The sequence below is a fragment of the Brevundimonas guildfordensis genome, assembly GCF_014836405.1.
Lineage (GTDB): Bacteria > Pseudomonadota > Alphaproteobacteria > Caulobacterales > Caulobacteraceae > Brevundimonas > Brevundimonas guildfordensis.
In genome coordinates this window covers 1491926-1513858 of record NZ_JACSQU010000001.1, presented here as the reverse complement: position 1 = coordinate 1513858, position 21933 = coordinate 1491926, and the positions used below count along the sequence as shown (strand labels likewise).

Annotated in this window: 23 protein-coding genes; 15 read left to right on the top strand and 8 right to left on the bottom strand. The window is 68.4% G+C overall.

Annotated elements, in window-relative coordinates; all coding sequences use genetic code 11:
• Positions 1–36 precede the first annotated feature (36 nt).
• The 7 genes from H9656_RS07395 to H9656_RS07365 all read left to right on the top strand — a co-directional run bounded on the left by H9656_RS07395 (position 37) and on the right by H9656_RS07365 (position 7345).
• Entirely contained in the window at positions 37–708 is a 672-nt protein-coding gene (locus tag H9656_RS07395; RefSeq protein ID WP_046651685.1) for a response regulator transcription factor, read from the top strand.
• 9 nt (positions 709–717) lie between these two features.
• Positions 718–2133 carry a sensor histidine kinase gene (locus H9656_RS07390; RefSeq protein WP_191743511.1) on the top strand — a complete coding sequence of 472 codons (1416 nt, stop codon included), beginning with the start codon at positions 718–720 and terminating at the stop codon, positions 2131–2133.
• Positions 2130–5015, top strand: a complete 2886-nt coding sequence (locus tag H9656_RS07385) for a bifunctional [glutamine synthetase] adenylyltransferase/[glutamine synthetase]-adenylyl-L-tyrosine phosphorylase (RefSeq protein WP_191743510.1) — start codon at positions 2130–2132, stop codon at positions 5013–5015. The genes H9656_RS07390 and H9656_RS07385 overlap by 4 nt, the downstream gene beginning before the upstream one ends.
• Positions 5016–5082: 67 nt before the next feature.
• Positions 5083–5724: an EF-hand domain-containing protein gene (locus H9656_RS07380; protein WP_191743509.1), complete on the top strand. Its 642-nt coding sequence runs from the start codon at positions 5083–5085 to the stop codon at positions 5722–5724.
• A gap of 62 nt (positions 5725–5786) precedes the next feature.
• Positions 5787–6362: an RNA polymerase sigma factor gene (locus tag H9656_RS07375; RefSeq protein ID WP_191743508.1), complete on the top strand. Its 576-nt coding sequence runs from the start codon at positions 5787–5789 to the stop codon at positions 6360–6362.
• A gap of 18 nt (positions 6363–6380) precedes the next feature.
• A complete protein-coding gene (locus H9656_RS07370) occupies positions 6381–6812 on the top strand; it encodes a hypothetical protein (RefSeq protein WP_225212264.1) in 432 nt (143 codons plus the stop codon).
• 2 nt (positions 6813–6814) lie between these two features.
• Positions 6815–7345, top strand: coding sequence for a periplasmic heavy metal sensor (locus H9656_RS07365; RefSeq protein WP_225212263.1), 531 nt, complete (start codon positions 6815–6817; stop codon positions 7343–7345).
• Here H9656_RS07365 and H9656_RS07360 read toward each other — a convergent pair.
• The 3 genes from H9656_RS07360 to H9656_RS07350 all read right to left on the bottom strand — a co-directional run bounded on the left by H9656_RS07360 (position 7330) and on the right by H9656_RS07350 (position 10916).
• Complete coding sequence (locus H9656_RS07360; protein ID WP_191743506.1) at positions 7330–9717, bottom strand: ATP-binding protein; 2388 nt, start codon at positions 9715–9717, stop codon at positions 7330–7332. The genes H9656_RS07365 and H9656_RS07360 overlap by 16 nt on opposite strands.
• A 102-nt stretch (positions 9718–9819) precedes the next feature.
• The gene (locus H9656_RS07355) at positions 9820–10413 is read right to left on the bottom strand and encodes a hypothetical protein (RefSeq protein ID WP_191743505.1); all 594 of its coding nucleotides are present in this window, start codon (positions 10411–10413) and stop codon (positions 9820–9822) included.
• Between the two features lie 89 nt (positions 10414–10502).
• Positions 10503–10916: a CBS domain-containing protein gene (locus H9656_RS07350; RefSeq protein ID WP_134582385.1), complete on the bottom strand. Its 414-nt coding sequence runs from the start codon at positions 10914–10916 to the stop codon at positions 10503–10505.
• A gap of 154 nt (positions 10917–11070) precedes the next feature.
• Here H9656_RS07350 and H9656_RS07345 point away from each other — a divergent pair, with 154 nt between their 5' ends.
• The 3 genes from H9656_RS07345 to H9656_RS07335 all read left to right on the top strand — a co-directional run bounded on the left by H9656_RS07345 (position 11071) and on the right by H9656_RS07335 (position 14904).
• On the top strand, positions 11071–12936 hold the full coding sequence (locus H9656_RS07345) for a monovalent cation:proton antiporter-2 (CPA2) family protein (RefSeq protein WP_191743504.1): 1866 nt from the start codon (positions 11071–11073) through the stop codon (positions 12934–12936).
• A gap of 6 nt (positions 12937–12942) precedes the next feature.
• Positions 12943–14253 (top strand): nicotinate phosphoribosyltransferase, encoded by a 1311-nt coding sequence (locus H9656_RS07340; RefSeq protein ID WP_191743503.1) that lies wholly within the window; start codon positions 12943–12945, stop codon positions 14251–14253.
• A gap of 78 nt (positions 14254–14331) precedes the next feature.
• Entirely contained in the window at positions 14332–14904 is a 573-nt protein-coding gene (locus H9656_RS07335) for an NADPH-dependent FMN reductase (protein WP_191743502.1), read from the top strand.
• Positions 14905–14911: 7 nt separating this feature from the next.
• On the opposite strand, the gene H9656_RS07330 is transcribed toward H9656_RS07335, so the two are convergent.
• Complete coding sequence (locus tag H9656_RS07330; protein WP_191743501.1) at positions 14912–15577, bottom strand: class I SAM-dependent methyltransferase; 666 nt, start codon at positions 15575–15577, stop codon at positions 14912–14914.
• On the bottom strand, positions 15564–16136 hold the full coding sequence (locus H9656_RS07325) for a hypothetical protein (protein ID WP_191743500.1): 573 nt from the start codon (positions 16134–16136) through the stop codon (positions 15564–15566). The genes H9656_RS07330 and H9656_RS07325 overlap by 14 nt, the downstream gene beginning before the upstream one ends.
• 124 nt (positions 16137–16260) lie before the next feature.
• Between H9656_RS07325 and H9656_RS07320 the strand changes: the two genes are divergently transcribed.
• The 3 genes from H9656_RS07320 (at position 16261) to H9656_RS07310 (ending at position 17922) form a co-directional block, all read left to right on the top strand.
• Positions 16261–16668: a hypothetical protein gene (locus H9656_RS07320; protein WP_191743499.1), complete on the top strand. Its 408-nt coding sequence runs from the start codon at positions 16261–16263 to the stop codon at positions 16666–16668.
• Positions 16668–16865 (top strand): helix-turn-helix transcriptional regulator, encoded by a 198-nt coding sequence (locus H9656_RS07315; protein WP_025978509.1) that lies wholly within the window; start codon positions 16668–16670, stop codon positions 16863–16865. Before H9656_RS07320 ends, H9656_RS07315 begins: the two co-directional genes overlap by 1 nt.
• A gap of 124 nt (positions 16866–16989) precedes the next feature.
• Positions 16990–17922, top strand: coding sequence for an alpha/beta fold hydrolase (locus H9656_RS07310; RefSeq protein WP_191743498.1), 933 nt, complete (start codon positions 16990–16992; stop codon positions 17920–17922).
• Between the two features lie 7 nt (positions 17923–17929).
• On the opposite strand, the gene H9656_RS07305 is transcribed toward H9656_RS07310, so the two are convergent.
• Positions 17930–18772 (bottom strand): DUF3298 and DUF4163 domain-containing protein, encoded by an 843-nt coding sequence (locus H9656_RS07305; protein WP_191743497.1) that lies wholly within the window; start codon positions 18770–18772, stop codon positions 17930–17932.
• A gap of 25 nt (positions 18773–18797) precedes the next feature.
• Positions 18798–19817, bottom strand: coding sequence for a UbiA family prenyltransferase (locus H9656_RS07300; protein WP_191743496.1), 1020 nt, complete (start codon positions 19815–19817; stop codon positions 18798–18800).
• Positions 19818–19942: 125 nt separating this feature from the next.
• On the opposite strand from H9656_RS07300, the gene H9656_RS07295 reads away from it, so the two are divergent.
• Entirely contained in the window at positions 19943–20158 is a 216-nt protein-coding gene (locus H9656_RS07295; RefSeq protein WP_191743495.1) for a DUF4287 domain-containing protein, read from the top strand.
• 47 nt (positions 20159–20205) lie between these two features.
• Here the strand turns inward: H9656_RS07295 and ppk2 are convergent, their stop codons facing one another.
• On the bottom strand, positions 20206–20949 hold the full coding sequence (gene ppk2, locus H9656_RS07290; RefSeq protein ID WP_191743494.1) for a polyphosphate kinase 2: 744 nt from the start codon (positions 20947–20949) through the stop codon (positions 20206–20208).
• 93 nt (positions 20950–21042) lie between these two features.
• Here ppk2 and H9656_RS07285 point away from each other — a divergent pair, with 93 nt between their 5' ends.
• On the top strand, positions 21043–21840 hold the full coding sequence (locus tag H9656_RS07285) for an extensin family protein (protein WP_225212262.1): 798 nt from the start codon (positions 21043–21045) through the stop codon (positions 21838–21840).
• Positions 21841–21933 lie beyond the last annotated feature (93 nt).

Genomic DNA, 21933 nt, shown 5'->3' with positions numbered 1-21933 from the left:
GCTAACATCGCCGCCGAATCTTTCTTGGGAGGCTGCATGCGTATTCTGGTGGTTGAGGACGACGCCGAGGCCGCGACCGCCATGGTGCGCGGCCTGAGCGAGGCCGGGCACGAGGTCACCCACGCCGTGGACGGCGCCTTCGGCCTGCTGGAATCGCAGAAGGGCGGCTATGACGTCTACGTCGTAGATCGGATGATGCCGCGCCTGGACGGCGTCGGCATGGTCGAGACCATCCGCAAGGGCGGCGATCAGACGCCGGTCCTGTTTCTGTCGGCGCTCGGCGAGGTCGAGGACCGCGTCACGGGTCTGAAGGCCGGCGGCGACGACTATCTGGTCAAGCCCTACGCCCTGGCTGAACTGGTCGCTCGGGTCGAGGCGCTGTCGCGCCGTCGCGAGACCGGCGGGGTCCAGACCGTGCTCAAGGTCGGCGATCTGGAGATGAACCTGATCGCCCGCACGGTCCACCGCGACGGCCAGGAGATCGACCTGCAGCCGCGCGAGTTCCAGCTGCTGGAGTTCCTGATGCGCCACGCGGGTCAGTCGGTGACGCGCACCATGCTGCTGGAGAAGGTCTGGGAATACCATTTCGACCCTCAGACCAACGTCATCGACGTGCACATCAGCCGCCTGCGCTCCAAGATCGACAAGGGTTTCGACAAGGCCATGCTGCAGACCGTGCGCGGCGCGGGGTACCGGCTGGAGGCGTAAGGCTCCGGCATGAAACTCCCCTCGCTCTTTCGGCGCACGCCCTTTCGGCTGACGCTGCTGTTTCTGGCGCTGTTCGTGGCGACGGCGAGCGCGGTGCTGGCCTATGTCTATTTCGCCTCGGCGTCCGAGGCGCGGACGCGGGCTGAGGCGAGCGTGCAGGGAGAGGTCGATAGCCTGACCGCTATCTATCGCACGCGCGGCCGCGACGCCTTGAATCAGGCTTTGGTCGAACGGGCGATCCGCAACGGGCCCTACCTCTATGTCTTCAAGGACGCCGAAGGCCGCATCATCACGGCCAACATCACCGACGTGCCCGACGGGGTGCAGCCGGGTCAGTGGGAAAGCTTCCGTCTGACGGATACGGATGAGGACGGCCGCGTCCGGCGCCGTCAGTCGATCGGCGTCAACACCCCGCTATCGGGCGGCGAACACCTGTTCGTGGGCGAGGACATCGGCGACATCGAGGCCTATCTCGCCCGGCTGACCCAGGCTTTGTGGGGGGCGATGGTCATGGTGCTGGTGCTCGGCGTCGGCGGGGGGCTGTGGATCAGCCGGGGCGTCGAGCGGGCGATGGCCGGCCTGAACCGCGTGGTCACGGCGGTGCAGGAGGGGGACCTGAAGGCCCGCGCCCCGATCCGTCATTCCGGCGACGAACTGGACGAACTGGCCGAGGGCCTGAACGGCATGCTGGACCGGCTGGAAGGCTCCATGGCCTCGATCCGCCATGCCGGCGACGCCATCGCCCACGACCTGCGCACGCCGCTGAACCGGATGAAGGCCAAGATGGAGGTCGCCCTGATCGACGCCGAGGCGGGGCGGACGTCGGGCGTCGAGGCCCTGGGCGTCGCCCTGGACGAGGCGGACGCCTTGCTGAAGACCTTCAACACCGTCCTGGCCATCGCCCGGCTGCAGGCGGGCGGTTCGCCTGAGCCCAAGGTGTTCGACGCCGCCGACCTGGCCGCCGACATGGCCGAGCTTTACGAACCGGCGGGCGAGGACAAGGGGCTGGAGTTCGCCGCCGAGATCGAGAAGGGGCTGATGATCGATGGCAACCAGCCCTTCCTGGCCCAGGCCCTGGCCAATCTGATCGACAACGCGATCAAATACACGCCCGAGGGCGGGGCGGTGATGTTCCGCGCGCGGCGGCGCTCGTCGGGCGACGTGGAGTTCTCGGTCACCGACAACGGGCCGGGCGTGCCCGACGGCGACCGCGAGCGGGTGCTGCAGCGCTTCGTGCGGCTGGACAACAGCCGCACCGAGCCGGGCTCGGGCCTGGGCCTGTCGCTGGTCACGGCGGTGGCCGAGGCGCACGGCGGCCGCATCCAGCTGGACGAGGGGCCGGGGGTCTTCGACGGGCGCGGGCCGGGCCTGCGCGTGGCCCTGATCCTGCCGGCCGCGACGCGCGCGCCCGAGGCCGAGGCGTGAGCCAAGGGCTGGCGACGCGGTTGCAGCCCTGCGGCCCCGTTCGCGATGGCGAGGCCGCCCGACGCCTGTATGAGCGGGTGATCGAGGCGGCGGACGCCGAGGGCTGGCGCGCAACGCTGGATGCGGCGTGGGGCGCCCTGCTGCCGGTCTTCGCCGCCTCGCCCTACCTGGCCGGTCTGGCGCGGCGCTGGCCGGACCATCTGCGGCGAACGCTGGAAAGCGAGCCCGAGCCGCGCCTGGGAGAAATTCTGGCGGCCACGGACGCCCTGAGCGGCTCGCCGGACGAGGCCAAGGCGCCGCTGCGCTGGCTGAAGGCGGAACTGCATCTGCTCACGGCCCTGTGCGATTTGGGCGGCGTCTGGAATCTGGATCAGGTGACCGGCGCCCTGTCGCGCTTCGCCGATGCCGCGGCGCGTGCGGCGCTACGGATCACGGCCGACGACTGGCGCAGGCGCGGGCGGCTGATCTCCGCCCCCGACGATCCGCGCGGGCCGGTTCCCGGCCTGTTCGTCCTGGCCATGGGCAAGGGCGGCGCGTTCGAGCTGAACTACTCCTCGGACATCGATCTGTCGCTCTTCTACGAGCCGGAGGTCCTGGAGACCGCCCTGTCCGAGGGCGTCGAGATGCAGGGCTTCATCAATCGCCTGGCGCAGGGGCTGACGGCTCTGTTGGCTGAACGGACGGCCGACGGTTACGTCTTCAGGGTCGATCTGCGGCTGCGGCCCGACCCGTCCTCGACCCCGCCCGTAGTCGCGGCGCCGATGGCGCTGGCCTACTATGAATCCGTCGGCCAGAACTGGGAGCGGGCAGCCTTCATCAAGGCCCGCGTCTGCGCGGGCGATGCGGCCGAGGGCGCCGACTTCCTGAAGGCGTTGGTCCCTTACATCTGGCGCCGCAGTCTGGATTATCAGGCGGTGCTCGACATTCAGTCGATCAAGAAACAGATCCACGTCCACAAGACCGGCGAGGGCCTGGAGGCGGCGGGCGCCAATCTGAAGCTGGGTCGCGGCGGCATCCGCGAGATCGAATTCTATGTCCAGACCCAGCAACTGATACTGGGCGGTCGCGACCGCGCCTTGCGCTCGCCGCGCACACTGGAGGCGTTGGACGCGCTGACCAAGGCGGGCCATGTGGCGCCCGAGGCGCGCGACGAACTGCGCGCCGCCTATATCGAGCTGCGGGCGCTGGAGCATCGGGCGCAGATGCTGGCGGACGAGCAGACGCACCTCCTGCCCGTTGATCCCGAACGCCGCGCCGATGTGGCGGCCTTGGCGGGGCAGGGTGATCTGGCGACCTTCGACGCCGAGATCGAGCGCCTGCTGGTGCGGGTCAACGCCCGCTATGGCGAACTGTTCGAGGGCGGCGAAGACCTGTCCTCTCCCTATGGCAGCCTCGTCTTCACCGGGGTGGAGAACGACCCCGGCACGCTGGAGACGCTGGCCCGCATGGGCTTTTCCGAGCCCGCCAGCGTGTCCGACACCATCCGCAGCTGGCACCACGGCCGCATTCAGGCGACGCGCACGGCGCGGGGGCGCGAACTGTTCACCCGGCTGGCGCCGCAACTGCTGACGGCGGTGGCCAAGACGGGGGCCCCGGACGCGGCCTTTCGTCGGTTCGCCGTCTTCTTTGCCGGGCTCAGCGCCGGGGTGCAGGTGCAGGCCCTGTTCCTGAACCAGCCCAAGCTGTTCGACCTGGTGGTCGAGGTGATGGCCTTCGCGCCGCGGCTGGCGCGGATGCTGGGGCGGCGGCCGCAGGCGCTGGACGGCGTGCTGGACGCGCGCTTCCTGACGGATCTGGACGCCGACTCGGGCATCGTCAGCCAGCTTCTGGCGGAGGCCGCCGCCGCGACCGATTTCGAGGAGGCGATGAACGTCGTGCGCCGCCAGCATCGCGAGCAGGTCTTCCGCATCGGCATGCACACCATCACGGGCCGCGCGGGTCCGGAAGAGGCTGGGCGCGCTAACACCGATCTGGCCGACGCCTGTATGCGGGCGCTGGCGCCGGCGGCCTTGAAGGAGGCCGAACGCATGGGCGGGGCGCTGGACGGGGCGGTCGCAGTCGTCGCCCTCGGCAAGGCGGGCTCACGCGAGATGTCGGCCAGTTCGGATCTGGACCTGATGACCGTCTATGCGGCGCCGCTTGAGGCCGCATCCGCCGGGCGCGGCTGGAGCGCCGAGACCTTCTACGGCCGCTTCACCCAGCGGTTCATCGCCGCCCTGTCGGCCCACACTGCCGAGGGAGGCCTGTATGAGGTCGACATGCGTCTGCGGCCGACGGGTTCGAAGGGGCCGGTGTCGGTGCGGCTTGAGACCCTGCGCGCCTACTACGCCGACGAAGCCGATACCTGGGAGTTCATGGCGCTGACCCGGGCGCGGGTGGTGTGGGCCAGCGACGACGGCTTCGGCGCCGAGGTCACGGCGGCGCTGGACGAGGCCTTGCGGCGGCCGAGGGATGCGGTGCAAACCGCGCGCGAAGTGCGGGCCATGCGCGATCTGATGGAGCGCGAACGGGCGCCCAAGGGGTTCTGGGATCTGAAGCTGTCGGCGGGGGCTCAGGTGGACGCCGAGTTCGTCGGCCAATACCGCCAGCTGATGGCGGCGGCGGCGGGCCGGCCCCTTACGGTCTCCACGCTGGAGGCGCTGAAGGATGACCGCGTGCTGGCCGACAGCTGGCGCATCCACCAGCAACTGTCGCAACTGACCGCCTGCGCTTTCGAAGATAAAAACGACCCCGATCAGGAGCCGTCAGGCTTTCAGCAGCGCCTCGCCGCAGCGGCCGGCGCGCCTGATTTCGACACGCTGAAGGCGCGTCTGATCGACCTGCGGCTGGACGCGCGGCGGGCGTTTGATGCGGTTCTGCCGCCGATCAGCGACGGAAACTGATCCGACCTCCGTTCTATCTCTCGACAGGGATGCTTTCGGGGCGACTTCGCCCCAGGAGATCATCGAGATGAAGACCATATTCGCCGCCGCCGCCGTATCCGCCCTCATGCTGACCCTGGGCGGCGCCGCTGTGGCCCAGACGACGCCGGAAACAGGACGCCAGACGCGCATGGCCGAGCCGGTCAGTCAGGCCGACTTTGTCCAGCGCCGCGTCGAGCGACTGCGGGCCGCCGACGCCAATGGGGACGGCCAGGTGACGGCCGAAGAAATGCGCGCTCATGCTCAAGCCCGCCGGGCCGAACGTCGCGCCGCGCAGTTCGACCGACTGGACGCCGACAAGAACGGTTCGATCAGCCGCGTCGAGTTCGAGGCACCGCGCCAGCAGGCGCGCGGTGAAGGCCGTATGGGCGCCGGCCGCTGGGGCCATGCGCGTGGCGGCATGAAGCAGGGGCGCATGGGCGACCGCGCCATGCGTGACGGCGCCGACGGCTTCCCCATCGTCATCGCCGAAGTAGAGCGCAAGGCGACGGAAGGCTTCGCCCGCATGGATACGAACAGCGACGGGATGTTGAGCGTCGAAGAGCGCCGCGCCGCCATGGAGGCCGGTCGCGCCGAGATGCGTCAGAAGCGCGAAATGCGCCGGATGCAGCGTCCGGCGGCCATGAGCCCGCAGGGGACGGCGTCGCCTTCGGCGCCCGTTTCGGAGTAAGGTGATGTCGGGGACGACGGCTGGACCGCTCGCCCTTGTTGCAGCCGAGCAAAGAGGCGTGATTGGCGAAGACCGCCGACCCCGACGAGGACCTGGTGAAGCGCGTCGGCGCGGGCGATCCTGCCGCCGTTCAGGCCATGGTCGCGCGCAAGCTGCCGCGCATGTTGTCGCTCGCTCAGCGGATGCTGGGCGACGCGGCGGAGGCTGAGGACGTGGCTCAGGAGGCGATGCTCAGAGCCTGGAAACAGGCGCCGCGCTGGACGCCCGGTCAGGCGCGCTTCGATACCTGGCTGCATCGCGTGGCCCTTAATCTCTGTTACGACCGGCTGCGTCGCCGCCGCGAGATCGCGACGGACGTCATGCCCGATCAGATCGACGACGGGCCGACCCCGGATCGGGGTTTGCTGGCGGCCGAGACGGGCGCCCAGGTCGAGGCGGCCCTGTCGCGCCTGCCGCCGCGCCAGCGCGAGGCCATCGTCCTGTGTCACTATCAGGAGCTGGGCAATATCGAGGCCGCCGCCCTGATGGAGATCAGCGTCGAGGCGCTGGAAAGCCTGTTGTCGCGCGGACGGCGGGCGTTGCGGACGGCGCTGGCGGACATCGCGCCGCAGGGCGTCGTGAAGGTGGCGGGGAGATAGGGGCGGAAGATGATGACGATGGATCTTGAACGCTTTGAGCATCTGGCCGGCGCCTATGGCGCCGACCTGCGGCGCTGGCCTGAGGCGGAGCGCGAAGCCGCGCGGCTGCTGTTGGCCGCCGATCCCCGCGCGGGGCTGGTTCTGGGCGAGGCGGACGTTTTGGACGCCTTACTGGACGCCGCGCCGCGGCCGGCGCCTTCGCACGTGCTGCGCGAGCGCATCATCGCTGACGCGGCGGGCGCGCGACTGGGCCGGACGCGGCGGCTGTGGGGACCAATCGCCTGGGCGTCGGGGGCGGGCTGGGCCGCCGCAGCCTGCGCTGGCGTGGCCTTCGGCATGGTTCTTACCAGCCAGATGACGGCGGAAATCCGCGCTGACACCGTCTTATATCAGGCCAGCCTGACGGCGACGGACGACGCCGAAATCCTGGCTGCGGGCCTTGGGGGATAAGCATGAACAAGGGTCTCAAGATCGCCCTGGCGGCCTCGGTCGCCTTGAACATTTTCGTCGTTGTTGGCGGCGGCACCGCGTGGGTGTTGTCGCGCAAGGCGGAGGAGCAGGCGCTCGAGGCCCGCAAGCCTGGCCGCAGCGAACCCGTCTGGACTGTGGTTGAAGCCTTGCCGGCGGCCGTGCGCGATCAGGTCAAGGGCGAACTGCGGGCCAGCGCCTTGGAAGCGCGGCCGGACTTCGAGGACGCCCGCGCCGCGCGGCGCGAAGCCATCGCTCTGACGGCCTCGGACCGCTTTGACGCGGTGGCGGTCGCCGCTCTTCTGGAACGGTCGCGCGCGTCGGAAATGCGGGGACGGGCTCGCCTGGAGGCCGGGGCGGTCGAGACGCTTGGACGGTTGTCGCCGGAGAACCGCAAGGCCCTGGCGCCCATTCTGTCTCGCCATAAGTCGAAGACCCGCGACAAGGGCGATGCAGCGGCGAAAAAGGTCGTGGAACAGGCGCGAGAGACGTCAGGGGATCAGGCGGCCCGCTGAACCCGCTGAGCGGGCGCGTCCGCCGGCTTCACCGCGCCCTCTGGCGCGCGGACGGGCAGGTCGAACCAGACGGTGGTGCCGCGCCCCGGCTCGCTTTCGATGGTCATTCGGCCGCGATGCAGCTCGATCAGCGACTTGGTCAGCGCCAGGCCGAGGCCCGTGCCCTGCGTCGATTTCGAATGCTGGCCTTCGACCTGTTCGAACGGTTGAGCCAGACGCGCCAGATCTTCCGCCGAAATGCCGATGCCGGTGTCGGCGACGGCGATGCGCACGGCGTCATCGTCCTTTTGAACCACGCTGACACGCACCGCCCCGCCCTCGGGCGTGAATTTCACGGCGTTCGAAATCAGGTTCAGCAGGACCTGTTTCAGTCCGCGCTGATCCGCCTCGACGCGCAGTCCGTCGGGGCAGGACAGGGCCAGCCGCAACTGGGACTCCATCGCCTTGCCGCGCATCAGCCGCACCGCGTCGGCGCACAGCACGTCCAGCGCCAAAGGTTCATAATGGAGGGTCAGCTTGCCCGCCTCGATCTTGGCCATGTCGAGAATGTCGTTGATCAGGCTGAGCAGATGCTGGCCCGAGGCGTGGATGTCGGCGGCATAACCCTTGTAGCGTTGGTCGCCCAGGGGGCCGAACATCTCGCCGGCCATGATCTCCGAGAAGCCGTTGATGGCGTTCAGCGGCGTGCGCAACTCGTGGCTCATATTGGCCAGAAACTCGGACTTTGCGCGGTTGGCGTCCTCGGCGCGGATCATGGCGACCTCGTACTTGCGCGCCAGCAAGGACAGCTTGTCCTGACTGGCCTCAAGCTCCTCGACCATGGCGCTTAGCTCATCGGCAGCGCGGCGCCGCTCGGCTTCCTGGCGGCGGACCACGGTGATGTCGGCGCAGATCACCACCGTCCCGCCATCCCCGGTCAAGCGTTCGGCCATCTGCAGCCATCGGCCGTCCCTCAGCTCGACCTCCCGCACGCCGGGGCGGCCTTCGACGGAGGGACGCTCGGACTTGATGGCGTCGGCCGCGATGCGGTTCAACTCGTCCTTCAGCGCGCCGCGCCGCACTACGTCGGGCGGAAAGGCGAAGGCGTCCTGGAAGCCCTGGTTCCACAGGATCAGCCTGCCGCGTCGGTCGAACAGGACGAAGGCGTCCGACACGCTTTCGATCGCGTCGCGCAGCCGGCTCTCCGCCGCCTGGGCCTGAGCCTTGGTGCGGCGCGCGTCGGTGACGTCAAGCGCCACGCCCATCAGGCTGACGAAGGCGCCGTCTTGGCGCGGCTGGCGCGACTGGCCGCGCGCATCGATCCAACGGACGCCGCCGGACCGCAGCGGGATCGGGAAGGCGGCCTCGAAGGCGCCGCTGACGGCGGCTTCGTCCAGGGCCTGATGCAGGACATCGCGATAGGAGGGATGGACGCGCTCGATCAGCGCCTGTGTGGTCAGCCGCGAACCCTCCTCGACCTCCAGAAGGGCGGCCATATAGTCAGACAGGACCATCTCGCCGCGGCTGGTGTCCCATTCCCAAATGCCGCAACGGGCGGCCTCGACCGCCACGCGGAAGCGTCGCTCGGTCTCGGCCCAGCGACGACCGGCGCGCATCTGGCGGCTGTTCTGCACGGCGATGACGGCCAGCATCAACACCATCAGCAGCAGGGGCCCGGCCAGCATCCAGGCGTCTTCCAGCCACGCGGCTACGCCATGGGCGCGGGGCAGGCCGGCCACAACGGCAAGCCCGGTGTCGCCTATGGGCGCGACCGCCGCTGAGCGCGCCTGACCGTCCGGCCCCTTGACGGCTCGGCCGGGCTCGGCCGGGGTTTGGCCTGCGGGCATGACCGACAAGGCGACGTCCTTCAGGCTGGCCTTGAGCTCAGGCAGGGGCGTGCGCGCCAGCAGGACCGCGCCGTCGCTGGTCGTGAGGCTCTGGGTCATGCCGTCCTCGCCCAGCTGGACGGCGGCGATGGCGGCGACGGGGGCGGCAAGACGCGGGCCGCTGGCGGCCAGGATGCGACCCTGCGGATCCAGGATCATGAAGGCGGCCTCGGGGGCCAGACTGCGCGCGTGATCAAGAGCGGTGGCGGGCTGGCCGGGCGTCTGGGCCAGGGTGCGCGCTCCGGCGCGCAAGGCCAGGGCGGCGCGGTTGGCCTGGGCCTCGACCTGCGAAGCGGCGAGGCGGGCTTCAAGGCTGAGGGCTTCGATGCGGGCGGCTTCGGCTTCGCGGCGCGGTCGGTCCGCCTCGCGGAGCACGAGGAGCGCATAGGCGGCAAGCGCCAAGGCGACCGCGAGCGCCAGGATGCGGGTCCAAGGCGCGGAACGCCGCCCTTGCCCGTCCGTGGCCCTGCGGCCCGGCCCATAGCTGCGCCGCTCTATGCCCTGCAAAAGGCGACCTCCTGTGCCGATTCAGCCAGGAATCTAGGCTGTGTCGCCGACTCCTGTCGAGGGTCGGCGGCTGGGAGGAGGCTGCACGGCGGCGTCCAGCCGCTAAGCTTCGGTTTCCATTGGCGCGGAGGCGTCGGCAGATCCCTGTCGCGCGACCTCAGGCGGCGGCGCCAGGACGTCGGTGATCCGCCGCAGCATCGTCTGGGCGCGGCGCGCCAGGCGAACGGTCTCGGGCGGGGCGTCGTCCGGGGCCTCAGCCACGGACGCCAGCAGTTCGCGAGCGAGATCCATCAGTTCGGGCGCAGCGGCGATCAGGCGGGACTGGAATTCGATGCGCTGGGGATCGCGGTCGTATTCGGCGCCGGGCACGCGCCAGCCGCCCCAATCGGCCTTGTCGGTAACGACGACCGGATAGCTGCCGGGGAAGGGGTGGTGCGCGCAGTCGGCGGCGTCCTGCCACTTGTTGCGCGCGCGCAGGATGCGCCAGTCGCCCAGGGCGCCGGCGGCGGCGTGATCCTCGGCCGGCAGCTGGAGCTCGGCGCCGGCGAATTCACGGCCCAGACCGACGTCGTAGGTGATGCGGACAGGCTCGTCGAAACCCTTGGCCCAGACGGGATTGACCTGCTCGATCTGGGCCCAGACGCCAACGCTCTCGACCCAGACCTTCTGGCCCTTCTGGAACTGAGCGCGCGCCATGCCGATCTCCCCTCGCAAAGAAAGGGACAGCATGGCGGCGCAGCTGTTATCGCGGGGTTCCGCGACATGGTTAGCGAGGTCTTAAGCCGTCAGCCGGGGCGGGAAATCTCTTCCAGTGCTTCACCGGCGTAGCGCTCCTTGACCCGCGTGGACAGGTCGCCCAGCGACACCACCCCGACCAGACGGCCGTCCTTGTCCACCACCGGCAGGCGGCGGATCTGGCGAGAGGACATCAGGTCCAGCGCGACCTTCAGGTCGTCGTCGGCTCGCACCACAAGGGCGTCGCGCGACAGCACGTCCAGCACCCGCGCGTCCGGCCCGGCGCCCGAAGCGACACCGCGCACGACGATGTCACGGTCGGTCAGGGCGCCGATAAGTCGGTCGCCATCGGCCACGGGGATAAAGCCGAAATCACCCGCCGCCATCCGCCCGGCGACGGCCTGCAGGGTGTCTTCGGGGCGGGCGACCTGCACGTCCTTGCTCATCACGTCGCGAATCTTCATGGCGTTCTCCCGGCAAAAAGGGCTCCTGGCGGCCCAGCGGGGGAAACCCGCGTCCCGGGCGGGCAGTTCCGACGGCGGCGCATTTGGCGAGGCGCTCTCGCAATCGACCGCGTTCGCCCCCACTATGAAATGACACGATCCTCACAGGTGAGCGATGGCCGAGGCGGCGACGGGACTGGACCTGGGTCATGTGGCGGCCCTGCTGGCGGCCGGCGTGGTGGCCGTGCCTGTATTCCGCAAGTTAGGGTTGGGCTCAGTGCTCGGCTACTTGGCCGCCGGAGCCGCCATAGGCCCTTTCGGGTTGGCCCTGTTTCGCGAGCCGCAGACCATCCTGCACGTGGCCGAGTTCGGCGTGGTCATCTTCCTGTTCCTGATTGGACTGGAGATGAGGCCCAAGCGCCTGTGGGGGATGCGTAGCGAGATTTTCGGCCTGGGTTCGGCCCAGGTCGGGCTGGCGGGACTGGCCCTGACCGGCGTCGCCATGGCGGCGGGGGTTTCGGCGCCGGTCGCCTTCGTCGGGGCGATGGGCTTCGTCATGTCCTCCACGGCCGTCATCGTGCAGATGCTGGAAGAGCGCGGCGACCTGCCGACCCCCAGCGGCCAGAGGGCGGTCAGCATCCTGCTGTTCGAGGACCTGGCCATTGTGCCGCTGCTGGCCATCGTGGCCTTGCTGGGCGCCTCCCTTGGCCATGCGGCCGAGAGCACGACGCCGCTATGGCGATCGATCGGCCTGGCGCTGGCGGCGCTGGCGGGCGTGCTGGCGGTGGGCGTCTACGCCATCAATCCGGCGTTCCGATCCCTGGCGCGCAACGGCGGGCGTGAGGTGATGACGGCGGCGGCCTTGCTGGTGGTGGCGGGCACGGCCTGGATCATGAACGAGGTCGGCCTGTCGATGGCCATGGGCGCCTTCCTGGCGGGGGTGCTGCTTTCGGACTCGACCTTCCGGCACCAGTTGGAAGCCGACGTGGAGCCGTTCCGCGCCATCCTGCTGGGCCTGTTCTTCCTGTCGGTCGGCATGGCGCTGGATATCGGCGTGGTCGTCAGCGATTGGCGCATCGTCGTCGCCGGTCTGGCCGCCTTCATGGTGGTCAAGGCCCTGGTCATCTACGTCGTCGCCCGCCTGTTCAGGGCGCGCCATCATGAGGCGGTCGAGCGGGCGGCCCTGTTCGCGCAAGGGGGCGAATTCGCCTTCGTCCTGTATGGTGCGGCCGCCGGCGCCGGCGTGATCGACGCCAACGCCGGCGCGGCCCTGACGGCCATCGTCATCCTGTCGATGGCGCTGACGCCCCTGACGACGCTGGCGCTGAAACGGTTCCTGCCAAAGGAGGCGAGCCTATCGCCCGAAGAAGCCGAAGGCGTCGACCGCGCCGACGGTCTGGGCGGCCAAGTGCTGATCATCGGTTTCGGTCGTTTTGGCCAGGTGGTGTCCCAGCCGCTGCTGGCGCGGGCCGTGGACGTGTCGATCATCGAGAATGACGTGGAGATGATCCAGGCGGCGGGAAACTTCGGCTTCAAGGTCTACTATGGCGACGGCACGCGTCTGGACACGCTCAGGGCCTCAGGCGCGGGCAAGGCCGAGGCGGTGCTGGTGTGCGTCGACAAGCCCGACACCGCCGACCGCATCGTCCAATTGGTGAGGTCGGAGTTTCCCGGCGTGAAGCTGCTGGTCCGCGCCTTCGATCGCGGCCACTCGCTGCGCCTGATCCAGGCGGGCGTGAACTATCAGGTGCGCGAGACCTTCGAATCCGCCCTCAAGTTTGGAGGGGCCGTGCTGGAAGCTCTGGGCCTGTCGCAGGACGAAGCGGCCGAGGTCATCGCCGACGTGCGCCGTCGCGACGAGGCGCGGCTGGACCTGGAGGTGACCGGCGGCCTGGGGGCGGGGCGATCCATGATGCGGGGCAATATGCCCACGCCGCAGCCGACTCCCTATATCAAGCCTCACCGCGAGGGGCGCCTCGTCAACGAGGACGAGGCCCCGGCGGAAGCGGTCATCGAACCGGCGGAACGAAAGGCGGACTGATCAGGCATGGCGAACATCGACCTGGCCAAGCGGGCCTATGACCACGGCTGGCGCCTGGACCCCATCGTCCGCAGCCTGTTGGACACCGACTTCTACAAGCTGCTGATGCTGCAGCTGATCTGGCGGCGCTTCCGTGACGTGTCGGTGACCTTCTCGGTCATCAACCGCACCACGTCGGTCCGCCTGGCCGACGAGGTGGACGAGGCCGAACTGCGCGCCCAGTTGGACCACGCCCGGTCCCTGCGTTTCACCAATCGCGAGCTGATCTGGCTGGGCGGCAACACCTTCTATGGGGTGAAGTCGATCTTCAGCCCCGACTTCCTGGCCTGGCTGGCCGACTATCGCCTGCCCGAATATGACCTGTCGCGCAGCGGCGACGGCCAGTATCGACTGGAGTTTTCGGGGAGCTGGGCCGACGTCACCCTTTGGGAAATCCCGGCTCTGTCGATCCTGAACGAGCTGCGCAGCCGCCGCGCCCTGCGCCGCATGGGCCGGTTCGAACTGGACATCCTCTATTCGCGCGCCAAGACCAAGCTGTGGAGCAAGATCGAGCGCCTGAGAAAGCTCGAACCGCTGTCCCTGTCCGACTTCGGCACGCGGCGTCGCCACGGCTTCCTGTGGCAGGGCTGGTGCGTCGAGGCCCTGAAGGAAGGGCTGGGCGCCGCCTTCATCGGCACCTCCAACGTGCTGCTGGCGATGAACAACGATCTGGAGGCCATCGGCACTAACGGTCACGAACTGCCGATGGTGCTGGCGGCGATGGCGGGCGAGGACGAGGCGGCCTTGCGCGCCGCGCCCTATCGCGTGCTGGAGGAATGGCGCGCGGCTTATGACGGCAATCTGCTGATCGCCCTGCCGGACGCCTTCGGCACCCAGGCCTTCCTGGACGACGCGCCGGACTGGCTGGCCGACTGGAAAGGCTTCCGCCCCGACTCCGCTCCGCCGATCGAGGGCGGCGAGACCATCATGAAGTGGTGGGCCTCAAAGGGCCGCGACCCGCGCGAGCGACTGCTGGTTCTGGCCGACGGCCTGGACGTCGACGGCATCGAGGCGGCGCACGCCCACTTCAAGGGCCGGGTGCGGACGAGCTTCGGCTGGGGCACGAACCTGACCAACGACTTCCGCGACTGCGCCCCTGTCGAGGCGCCCGAGCTCTTGCCCCTGTCGCTGGTGTGCAAGGTGACGCAGGCGGCGGGGCGTCCTGCGGTCAAGCTGTCGGACAACGTCGAAAAGGCGACCGGCGAGCGCGGCGAGATCGAGCGCTATCTGCGCGTCTTCGGCGAGGCGGGGCGGGGGCGACATAAGGTGCGTGTCTGACGCGGAACCGCCAAGCTTGGCTGGGCATTGACTCGCCAGCGGCTGCGGACGCCGCCCCTCTGCAGTAGGACGCTCCTCATGACCACCTATAACGTCGGCTATATCATCGGCAGCCTGGCCAAGGGCTCGATCAATCGTAAGCTGGCCAAGGCGCTGGTCCGTCTGGCGCCGGATAAGCTGAACATGACCGAGATCAGCTTCGCCGACCTGCCGCTGTATTCCTACGACTACGACGCCGACTATCCGGCGGTGGCCAACGACTTCAAGGCGGCGATCAAGGGCTCGGACGCCATCCTGATCGTCACGCCGGAATACAACCGCTCCATCCCTGGCGGTCTGAAGAACGCCATCGACTGGGCCAGTCGCCCCTATGGGACCAATGTCTTCAAGAACAAGCCGACGGCCGTCATCGGCGCCTCGCCCGGCGCGATCGGCACGGCGGTGGGCCAGCAGGTCCTTCGACCCATTCTGGGCTTCCTCCAGGCCCCGCAGATGAACTCGGTCGAGGCCTATATCCAGATGACTCCTGACCTGATCGATGACGACGGCAATGTCAGCGTTCCCGGCACGGAGCAGTTCCTGCGCGACTATATGGAAGCCTTCCATCAGCACATGGCGCGGGTGCTGACCGTCCTGCCGCGCGACGCCTGAGGCTTCGTCAGGCGTCCAGCGACCATACCCGCGTGCGCTTGACCTCCTGGTCCTCCAGCTCGCGCGTGGTCGGCACGCGGTATTCCGCCAGCAGGCTGAGGCCCTGCTTCGGGAAATAGCTCCGGCCGGGATCGCCAACCAGTACGGTCGTCCTGGCCGCTCGCGCCTGCGTCAGCCACGCCAGGACGGCCTGCGCCATCGGTCCTTCATAGAAGACGTCCCCGGCGCAGATGACATCGACGGGCGGGGGCGGCGTCTCCAGCAGATTGTCGGCGGTGAAGGCGATCTCGACGCTGTTGGCCTGTGCGTTGGCGGCGACGGCGGCGGCGCAGAAGGGGTCGATGTCGGCGGCCAGAACTGAGGCCGCCCCCGCCTTCATCGCCGCAATCGCCACCAGGCCTGAGCCGGTCGCGAGATCCAGCACCCGGCGCCCCGCCACAGCCTCTGGATGGTCCAGCAGCCAGCGCGCCAACGCCTGTCCGCCCGCCCAGGCGAAGGCCCAGAACGGGGGCGGCAGGCCCATCTCGCCCAGCTCCTCTTCCGTCAGGCGCCAGATCGGCGTGACCTCGTCGGCCAGCCACAGGGCGATTTCGGGCGTGTGCGAGACGGGCTGAAGGCGGGTGTTGTCGCGGATGAAGCGGGCGGGGTCGGCGATGCGCCTAGTCGAGCTCACGGGCGCCCTCGATCACGGCCTGATAGACCAGCGACCGGTCCGGTCCGCGCGTCATATGCAGCAAGACCCAGGTCGAACCCTTGCGCGCCACGATCACTCTGACCTGATCATTGAACACGCCGTCAGCGAAGCCGGCCGGCGCCACCGCGTCGCTCAGAAGGATCAGAGCGCTCATGCCCGAACCGCAGCGGGCGATGCCGGTGCAGGCGAAGACGGTCTCATAGCCGCCCTCGCGCAGAGCTTCTTCATAGTGGCGCGCCATATCGATCGGGGCGACGGCGGGACGGACGACATAGTCCAGATGACTGATCTGACCCTGGATGCGATGGGCGTCTTCGGTGGCGGCGCCTTCCGAGACGGCGGCGGTCGGCAAGGTGATCTCGGCCACCGACAACTGCCGCCAGGCGCGAATGCGCGCGCCCTCGAGCCGCGGCAGGTCCGCGTAGTCGCGCGCGCCGCGGACGTCCTCCGCATGGACTGGCGCGGGGGCGGCGGCCAGCGCTGGAAGCGGCGCGGCTGTCGTCAGGAAAACGGCGACGAGGGCGGATAGACTACGCATGACGGCAAGCTAGGGGGCGTCGAAGCCGCTGGCAACAAAGTCAGCTCAGGCTGATAAAAAGTCAGGTTGACATGACATGGTGTTGGTGTCAGGTTCTCATTACATAAAGTCAGGAGCGCCTGCCATGCTGAGCCTTGCCCCGAAACACACGCCCGCCGGACGCCGCTACGTCCTGCGCACATTCGCTTTTATGATCCCTTACATGCTGATTTGCGTGGCGATGATGACCACGGACGCTTTCGACGGCGTGATGGGCAAGCCTGCAGGATGGATCCTGGCGGCGGCGGTGGCTGCGCCGGTGGTGGGCCAGATCTGGTCGACCCTGGCCTTGATGCGCGAGAGCGACGAGTTTGTGCGCATGGTCACCGCCAAACAGTTCATCATCGCCTCGGGCCTGGCGATGGCGGCGGCGACCTTCTGGGGCTTCGGCGAGAGTTTCGCCGGGGCGCCGCATCTGCCGGCCTGGCTGATCTATCCGCTGTTCTGGGCCGCGTTCGGTCTGGTTTCGCCCTTCGTCCGGTCGTCGAACTGATGAAGAACAAGCTGAAGTTGCTGCGCGCCGAGCGTAACTGGACCCAGGAGCAGCTGGGGCAGGCGCTGGGAGTCTCGCGACAGGCGGTCAATGCCCTCGAAACCGAGAAGCACGACCCGTCGCTGGACCTGGCTTATCGCATCGCCGCGCTGTTCGAGCAGCCGGTCGAGGACATTTTCGAGAATCCGCACGCCTGACGCGAAAGTGAGGAAAACCTTACTCCTTGTCTCGTTTCAACCTCGTCATCCTCGGTCCTGATCCGAGGAGCGAACCTTGCTGAGCGCCGAACAGCGGGCAGGGTCGTCACACAAAGGAAACGCCATGACCAAGATCTCCGCGCCCGCCAAGATCCTGCGCGCCTTCAGTCTGGCCGCCGCCATCGGCTTCAGCGCCGCTAGTCTGACGGCGTCGCCGGCCAAGTCTGAACCGGCCCAAGCCCAGCCGGCCGCTTACGTCTCCGATCGCCTGTCGGTCGAGGTGATCGGGCAGGGGCCGGACGTGATCCTGATCCCCGGTTTCGCTTCATCGCGCGAGGTGTGGCGGCCGCTGGCCCGGCGTCTGTCTGCCTCGCATCGTGTCCATCTGGTGCAACTGGCGGGTTTTGCGGGCGAGCCCTGGACGCACGGCGACGGAGCCTTTGTCGAGCCGGTCGTCGATGAACTGGCCCGTTATGCGGCGATGCTGGAGCGGCCCGTTGTCATCGGCCATTCAATGGGCGGCCTCAGCGGCCTGTTGCTGGCCCAGCAGCATCCCGAGGGGGGCAGTCGGGTGATGAGCGTCGACAGCCTGCCCTTCTTCAGCGCCATGTTCGGCCCGCAGGTCACGCCGCAGACGGCGCAGCCGTTCGCCGATCAGGCGGCGGCGGGCATTGTGAACGCGGACGCGGAGGCGTTCCGCGTCCAGCAGCAGCAGACGGCTGTGGGCATGATGCGTGATGCCGCCGGGCGCGCCGCCATGGTCGAGTGGTCGATGGCCTCGGACCGACAGGCGATGGCCTCGGCCATCCGCGAGGTGATGACCATCGACGCGCGCCCGGGTCTGGCTGCCATGACCACGCCGGTCTGGGCGGTCTACGCCGCAGACGCGAACGGCGGAGCGCCCGCCGCCCTGGCCGACGCTATGTGGAGCCGCGAGTACGCCGCCTTGCCGGGCGTGACGCTGAAGCGCGTCGATGACGCCCGGCACTTCATCATGATCGACCAGCCCGGACGGTTGGACGCCCTGGTCGACGCCTTTTTGAAGAGCGCCGACTGATCGCGGATCAGGCGGCGGGCGCCTTCAGTCGCAGGTCATCGGTCACGTCGCCCGCCTTGGCCGGGGCGCCTTCGAACTCGCCCGCATATTCCGGCGACAGGGCGCTTTGGAAGGCCGCCAGCGGCAGAGTCAGATAGTAGGCGCCCTCGACATAGGGGCCGACCGCATAGGCATCGAGCAGGAAGGTCAGCCCACCCGCCTTGCCGGGCACCGTGCCGGGCGCCAGGGTCACGGCTACGTCTTTCAGCTTGGGGCAGGACCAGGTTTCGCTGGTCGTGGAGACGGGCGAGGCGCCGGGGCGCTTGGTCTTGGCCGCATTCACCGCCTGGCACAGGGCCCGCTCCACAGTGGTCTTGTCGGCCCTATCGGCGAACAGTTCGGCAGCGGCGATGCGGCGGCCCTCGGCCTTGTCCCACAGCAGGCCGGTGGCGACCGTGTTCGGATGGGCCCCGCCCGAATAATCGAAGTCTGTCCGCATCAGGCTGAACAGACGGCCGGTTTCGATCGGGGCGCCGTAGACAATGGTCTTCTCATAAGGCGGCATGCCTTCGGGCGAGCCGGCCTCGGTGCGATCGGCCTGCGCGCCCTCGGCGTACTCTTTCAGCTTGGCCACCTCGTCGCGGTAAAGCGGAGTGTAGAGCGCCGGGTAGGACAGTACGTTCTCCGGCAGGGTCAGGCTGACCTTGGCGTAGGGCGTGGCGCTATCGTACTTCAGCGGGCCTTCGACGGCGTGCGCGGAGGCTGCAGGCGCGGCTGGCGCTTCCTTCTTCTCGTTGCGCTGGCAGGCGGCGAGCGAGGCCGCGACGGCGGCTGTGACGAGAAGGACGCGAAGGGCGCGCGAAGGGATCATGCCGGGCTCCTTGGGAACGGTTCGATCAGAAAGCTAAGCCGTTGAACGCGATGGCGGCCAGAAGGATCAACCCCGCATCGCGATTTGACTTGAAAAGACGCAGACACAAGGTCGTGTCCTCCGGGGCCAATCGGACGACCTGCCAGGCGAGGTGGAATGCGTAGAGCGTCAGGCCGACAAAGAAGATCGGTCCCAGACCAGCCGCCCAACCCGCGGCGCCCGCCAGGGCTACCGCCAGCACGTAGAAGCCCGCCACGCCTTGCTTGACATTGCCGCCCAGCGCCCGCGCCGAGGACTTCACCCCGGCCATGACGTCGTCTTCGATGTCCTGCAGCGCGTAGATGGTGTCGTAGCCAAGCGTCCAGAAAATCCCGCCCGCGTAAAGCAGCCCCGCCGACAGGGCGAGGTCGCCCATCCGATCCAGTCCCTCGGCCATCCAGTAGCTGTCGCCGCGGAGCTTCACCTGCAGCACATAGATCCAGCCGAGCGCGAACAGGCCGCCCGTGGCGGCGGCGAAGCCCAGCAGGGCGCCCCAGTTGAAGGTCAGGCCCAGCCACGCCTGGGGCCACCAGGTGATCCGCTTCATGAAGGGATAGGCCGCCACCAGCCCCAGAGACAGGGCGCCCAGCAGCACCGACATCAGGTTCATCGTCAGCAGGATGCACAGGCTGACCAGGCACAGGCCGATGACGAAGGCCCAGGCCTGTTTGACGCTGATCTGGCCCGCCGGAATGGGCCGCATCGCCGTGCGCGCCACCTGGGCGTCGAAGTCGCGGTCGACGATATCGTTCACGGCGCAGCCGGCGCCGCGCATCAGAGCGGCGCCGATAGCGAAGCCGACCAGCAGCCACAGCTCATAGCCGCCGAAGGGCCGGCCGTACTGGTTCAACGCCAGCATGATCCCCTGCCAGCCAGGCAGCAGCAGCAGCCAGGTGCCGATCGGCCGGTCGAAGCGGCCCAGCTTCAGCCAAGGCTTCAGCCGTTCGGGCGCATGGCGGTCGACCCAGTTCTGGCCGGCGGCGTCGGGAAGCGGGGCTGTGTTCATGTGGTCGGTCATAGACCTTGATGCCGCCGAGGGTGAAGGGGCGGCGTTGAAACGCCGTTCTTCAAGGCGGTTGCATCGGCCTGCCGCCCCGCCTTAACTGGCGCCGAAACAGAAGCGAGCCGCCGATGACCGAAGCGCCGATCCAGGGGCCTGCATCCTACTTTCCTTCCATTGAGAAGAAGTACGGCCGTCCAGTCGCCGAGTGGAAGGCGGAGATCCGCGCCGCCTATCCGGCCAAGCACATGGAGTTGGTCACCATGCTGAAGGACGAGCACGACATGGGACACGGCCACGCCAACGCCCTTGTGGCGCACACCCTGGCGGAAGATGGCTTGAAATAGCGCTTCGTCGCCGGCTGACGCGACCTGGCGCGACAGCTGACGTCGCCCTATTGCGCCAGCCGCCCCGCCGCCTGGTCGGCTGGGAAGACGACGGCCGGGTCCGGCTCGCGACATTCCAGGCCGGGGCGATCCAGCGTCCGCAGGACGTGGCGCAGAATGTTCAGGCGCGCCGTCTTCTTCTTGTCGGTCGCCACCACGGTCCAGGGCGCGTAGTCCAGATGCGTGCGCTTCAGCATCTCGTCGCGAGCGGCCGAATAGGCGCTCCAGCGCGCCTGGGCTTCGGCGTCCAGGGCTGAGACCTTGAAGCGTTTCAGCGGGTGATCGGCGCGCTCTTCCAGGCGGCGGGCCTGTTCATCGCGACTGATGTCCAGCCATAGCTTGATCAATAAGGTCCCGGACTGGGTCAGCATCCGCTCGAAATGCGGGGCGTCGTGCAGGAATCGCTCATGCTGTTCGGGGGTGCAGAAGCCCATGACCGGCTCGACCCCGGCCCGATTGTACCACGACCGGTTGAAGATCACGATTTCGCCCGCTGCAGGCAGGTGGGCCGCGTAGCGCTGAAAATACCACTGCGACGTCTCGCGATCGGTCGGCTTGGGCAGGGCGACGACCCGAGTCTGCCGCGGTGCCATGTATTCGGTCATGCGCTTGATCGCCCCGTCTTTGCCGGCGGCGTCGCGTCCCTCGAAGACGATGACGACCTTCAGCCCCCGTTCGATGGCCCAGGCCTGGGTCTCGACCATCTGGATCTGCAGGGCTTCCAGGATGTCGGCGTAGTCGTCCTTGGCCATCGGCGGCGTCCTCGTGCAGCGATCCATCGACCTTGCGGCCATTTAGCCGACCGCGCCAGAGGCAGGCGGCTTGAAGGATCAAGGCGCGGTTCGATGCATTGGGCCCCTATGGCGACGCGTGCGACCCCTGTTGCGGATCTGTGGAGCGGACTATGGGCGGCGATCCTGGCCGCCTGCGGCTTGTTTGCGCTCGTGGACGCGTTCGCGCCGCCTCAGGACCTGCCTTGGAAGGCGCTCGACCTGCGCCAGCCGGTCGGCGCGGCGACAGCGGCCAAGCTGGCGGCGCTGGAGGTTTCCGATGCGGACTCTGCGCAACGCGCCGAAAAACTGACGGCGCAATGCCTGACGCTGCTGCGGCAAGCCGGCGTGACCGCGTCGCGCGTTCCAGATCAGGATGACGGCGGCTTCTGCGTAGTGCGCGGCGCGGTGAGGATTTCCGGCGGCGAGCAGGCGCCGCTCAGTCCGGCGGGGGTGGTCATGCGCTGCCCCATGGCCGCGCGTCTTCTTCTGTGGGATCGCGAGACAGTGCAGCCGGCGGCGCGCGCCATCCTGGGGGCGCAGGCGACGCGAATTGACAACCTGGGGACCTTCGCCTGCCGGCGGGTCTATGGCTCGCGCGACGCGGCGGCGCGACCCAGCCAGCATGCGCGCGCCAATGCGCTGGATGTCAGCGCGGTAAGACTTTCAGACGGCCGGCGCGTGTCTGTGGCCGATGATTGGGATGGATCAGGCCCTGCCGGACGGGAGGGCGAAATCTTTCTTCGGCGTCTGCGGGACGGCGGATGCAAGGTGTTCGGAAATGTTCTGACCCCCGACTACAATGCGGCGCACCGGGACCACTTTCATCTGGATGCCGCCGCCATAGGTGTGTGCGCAAGGAAGCGAAATTAACTGTAAAGGCCGTTGTTTCAGATTCGCTTTACAGTTGACCGCTGTGGATAGTCGGGTGACAACAATGGTGCAGTCCGGATTTCACGTGGGGTC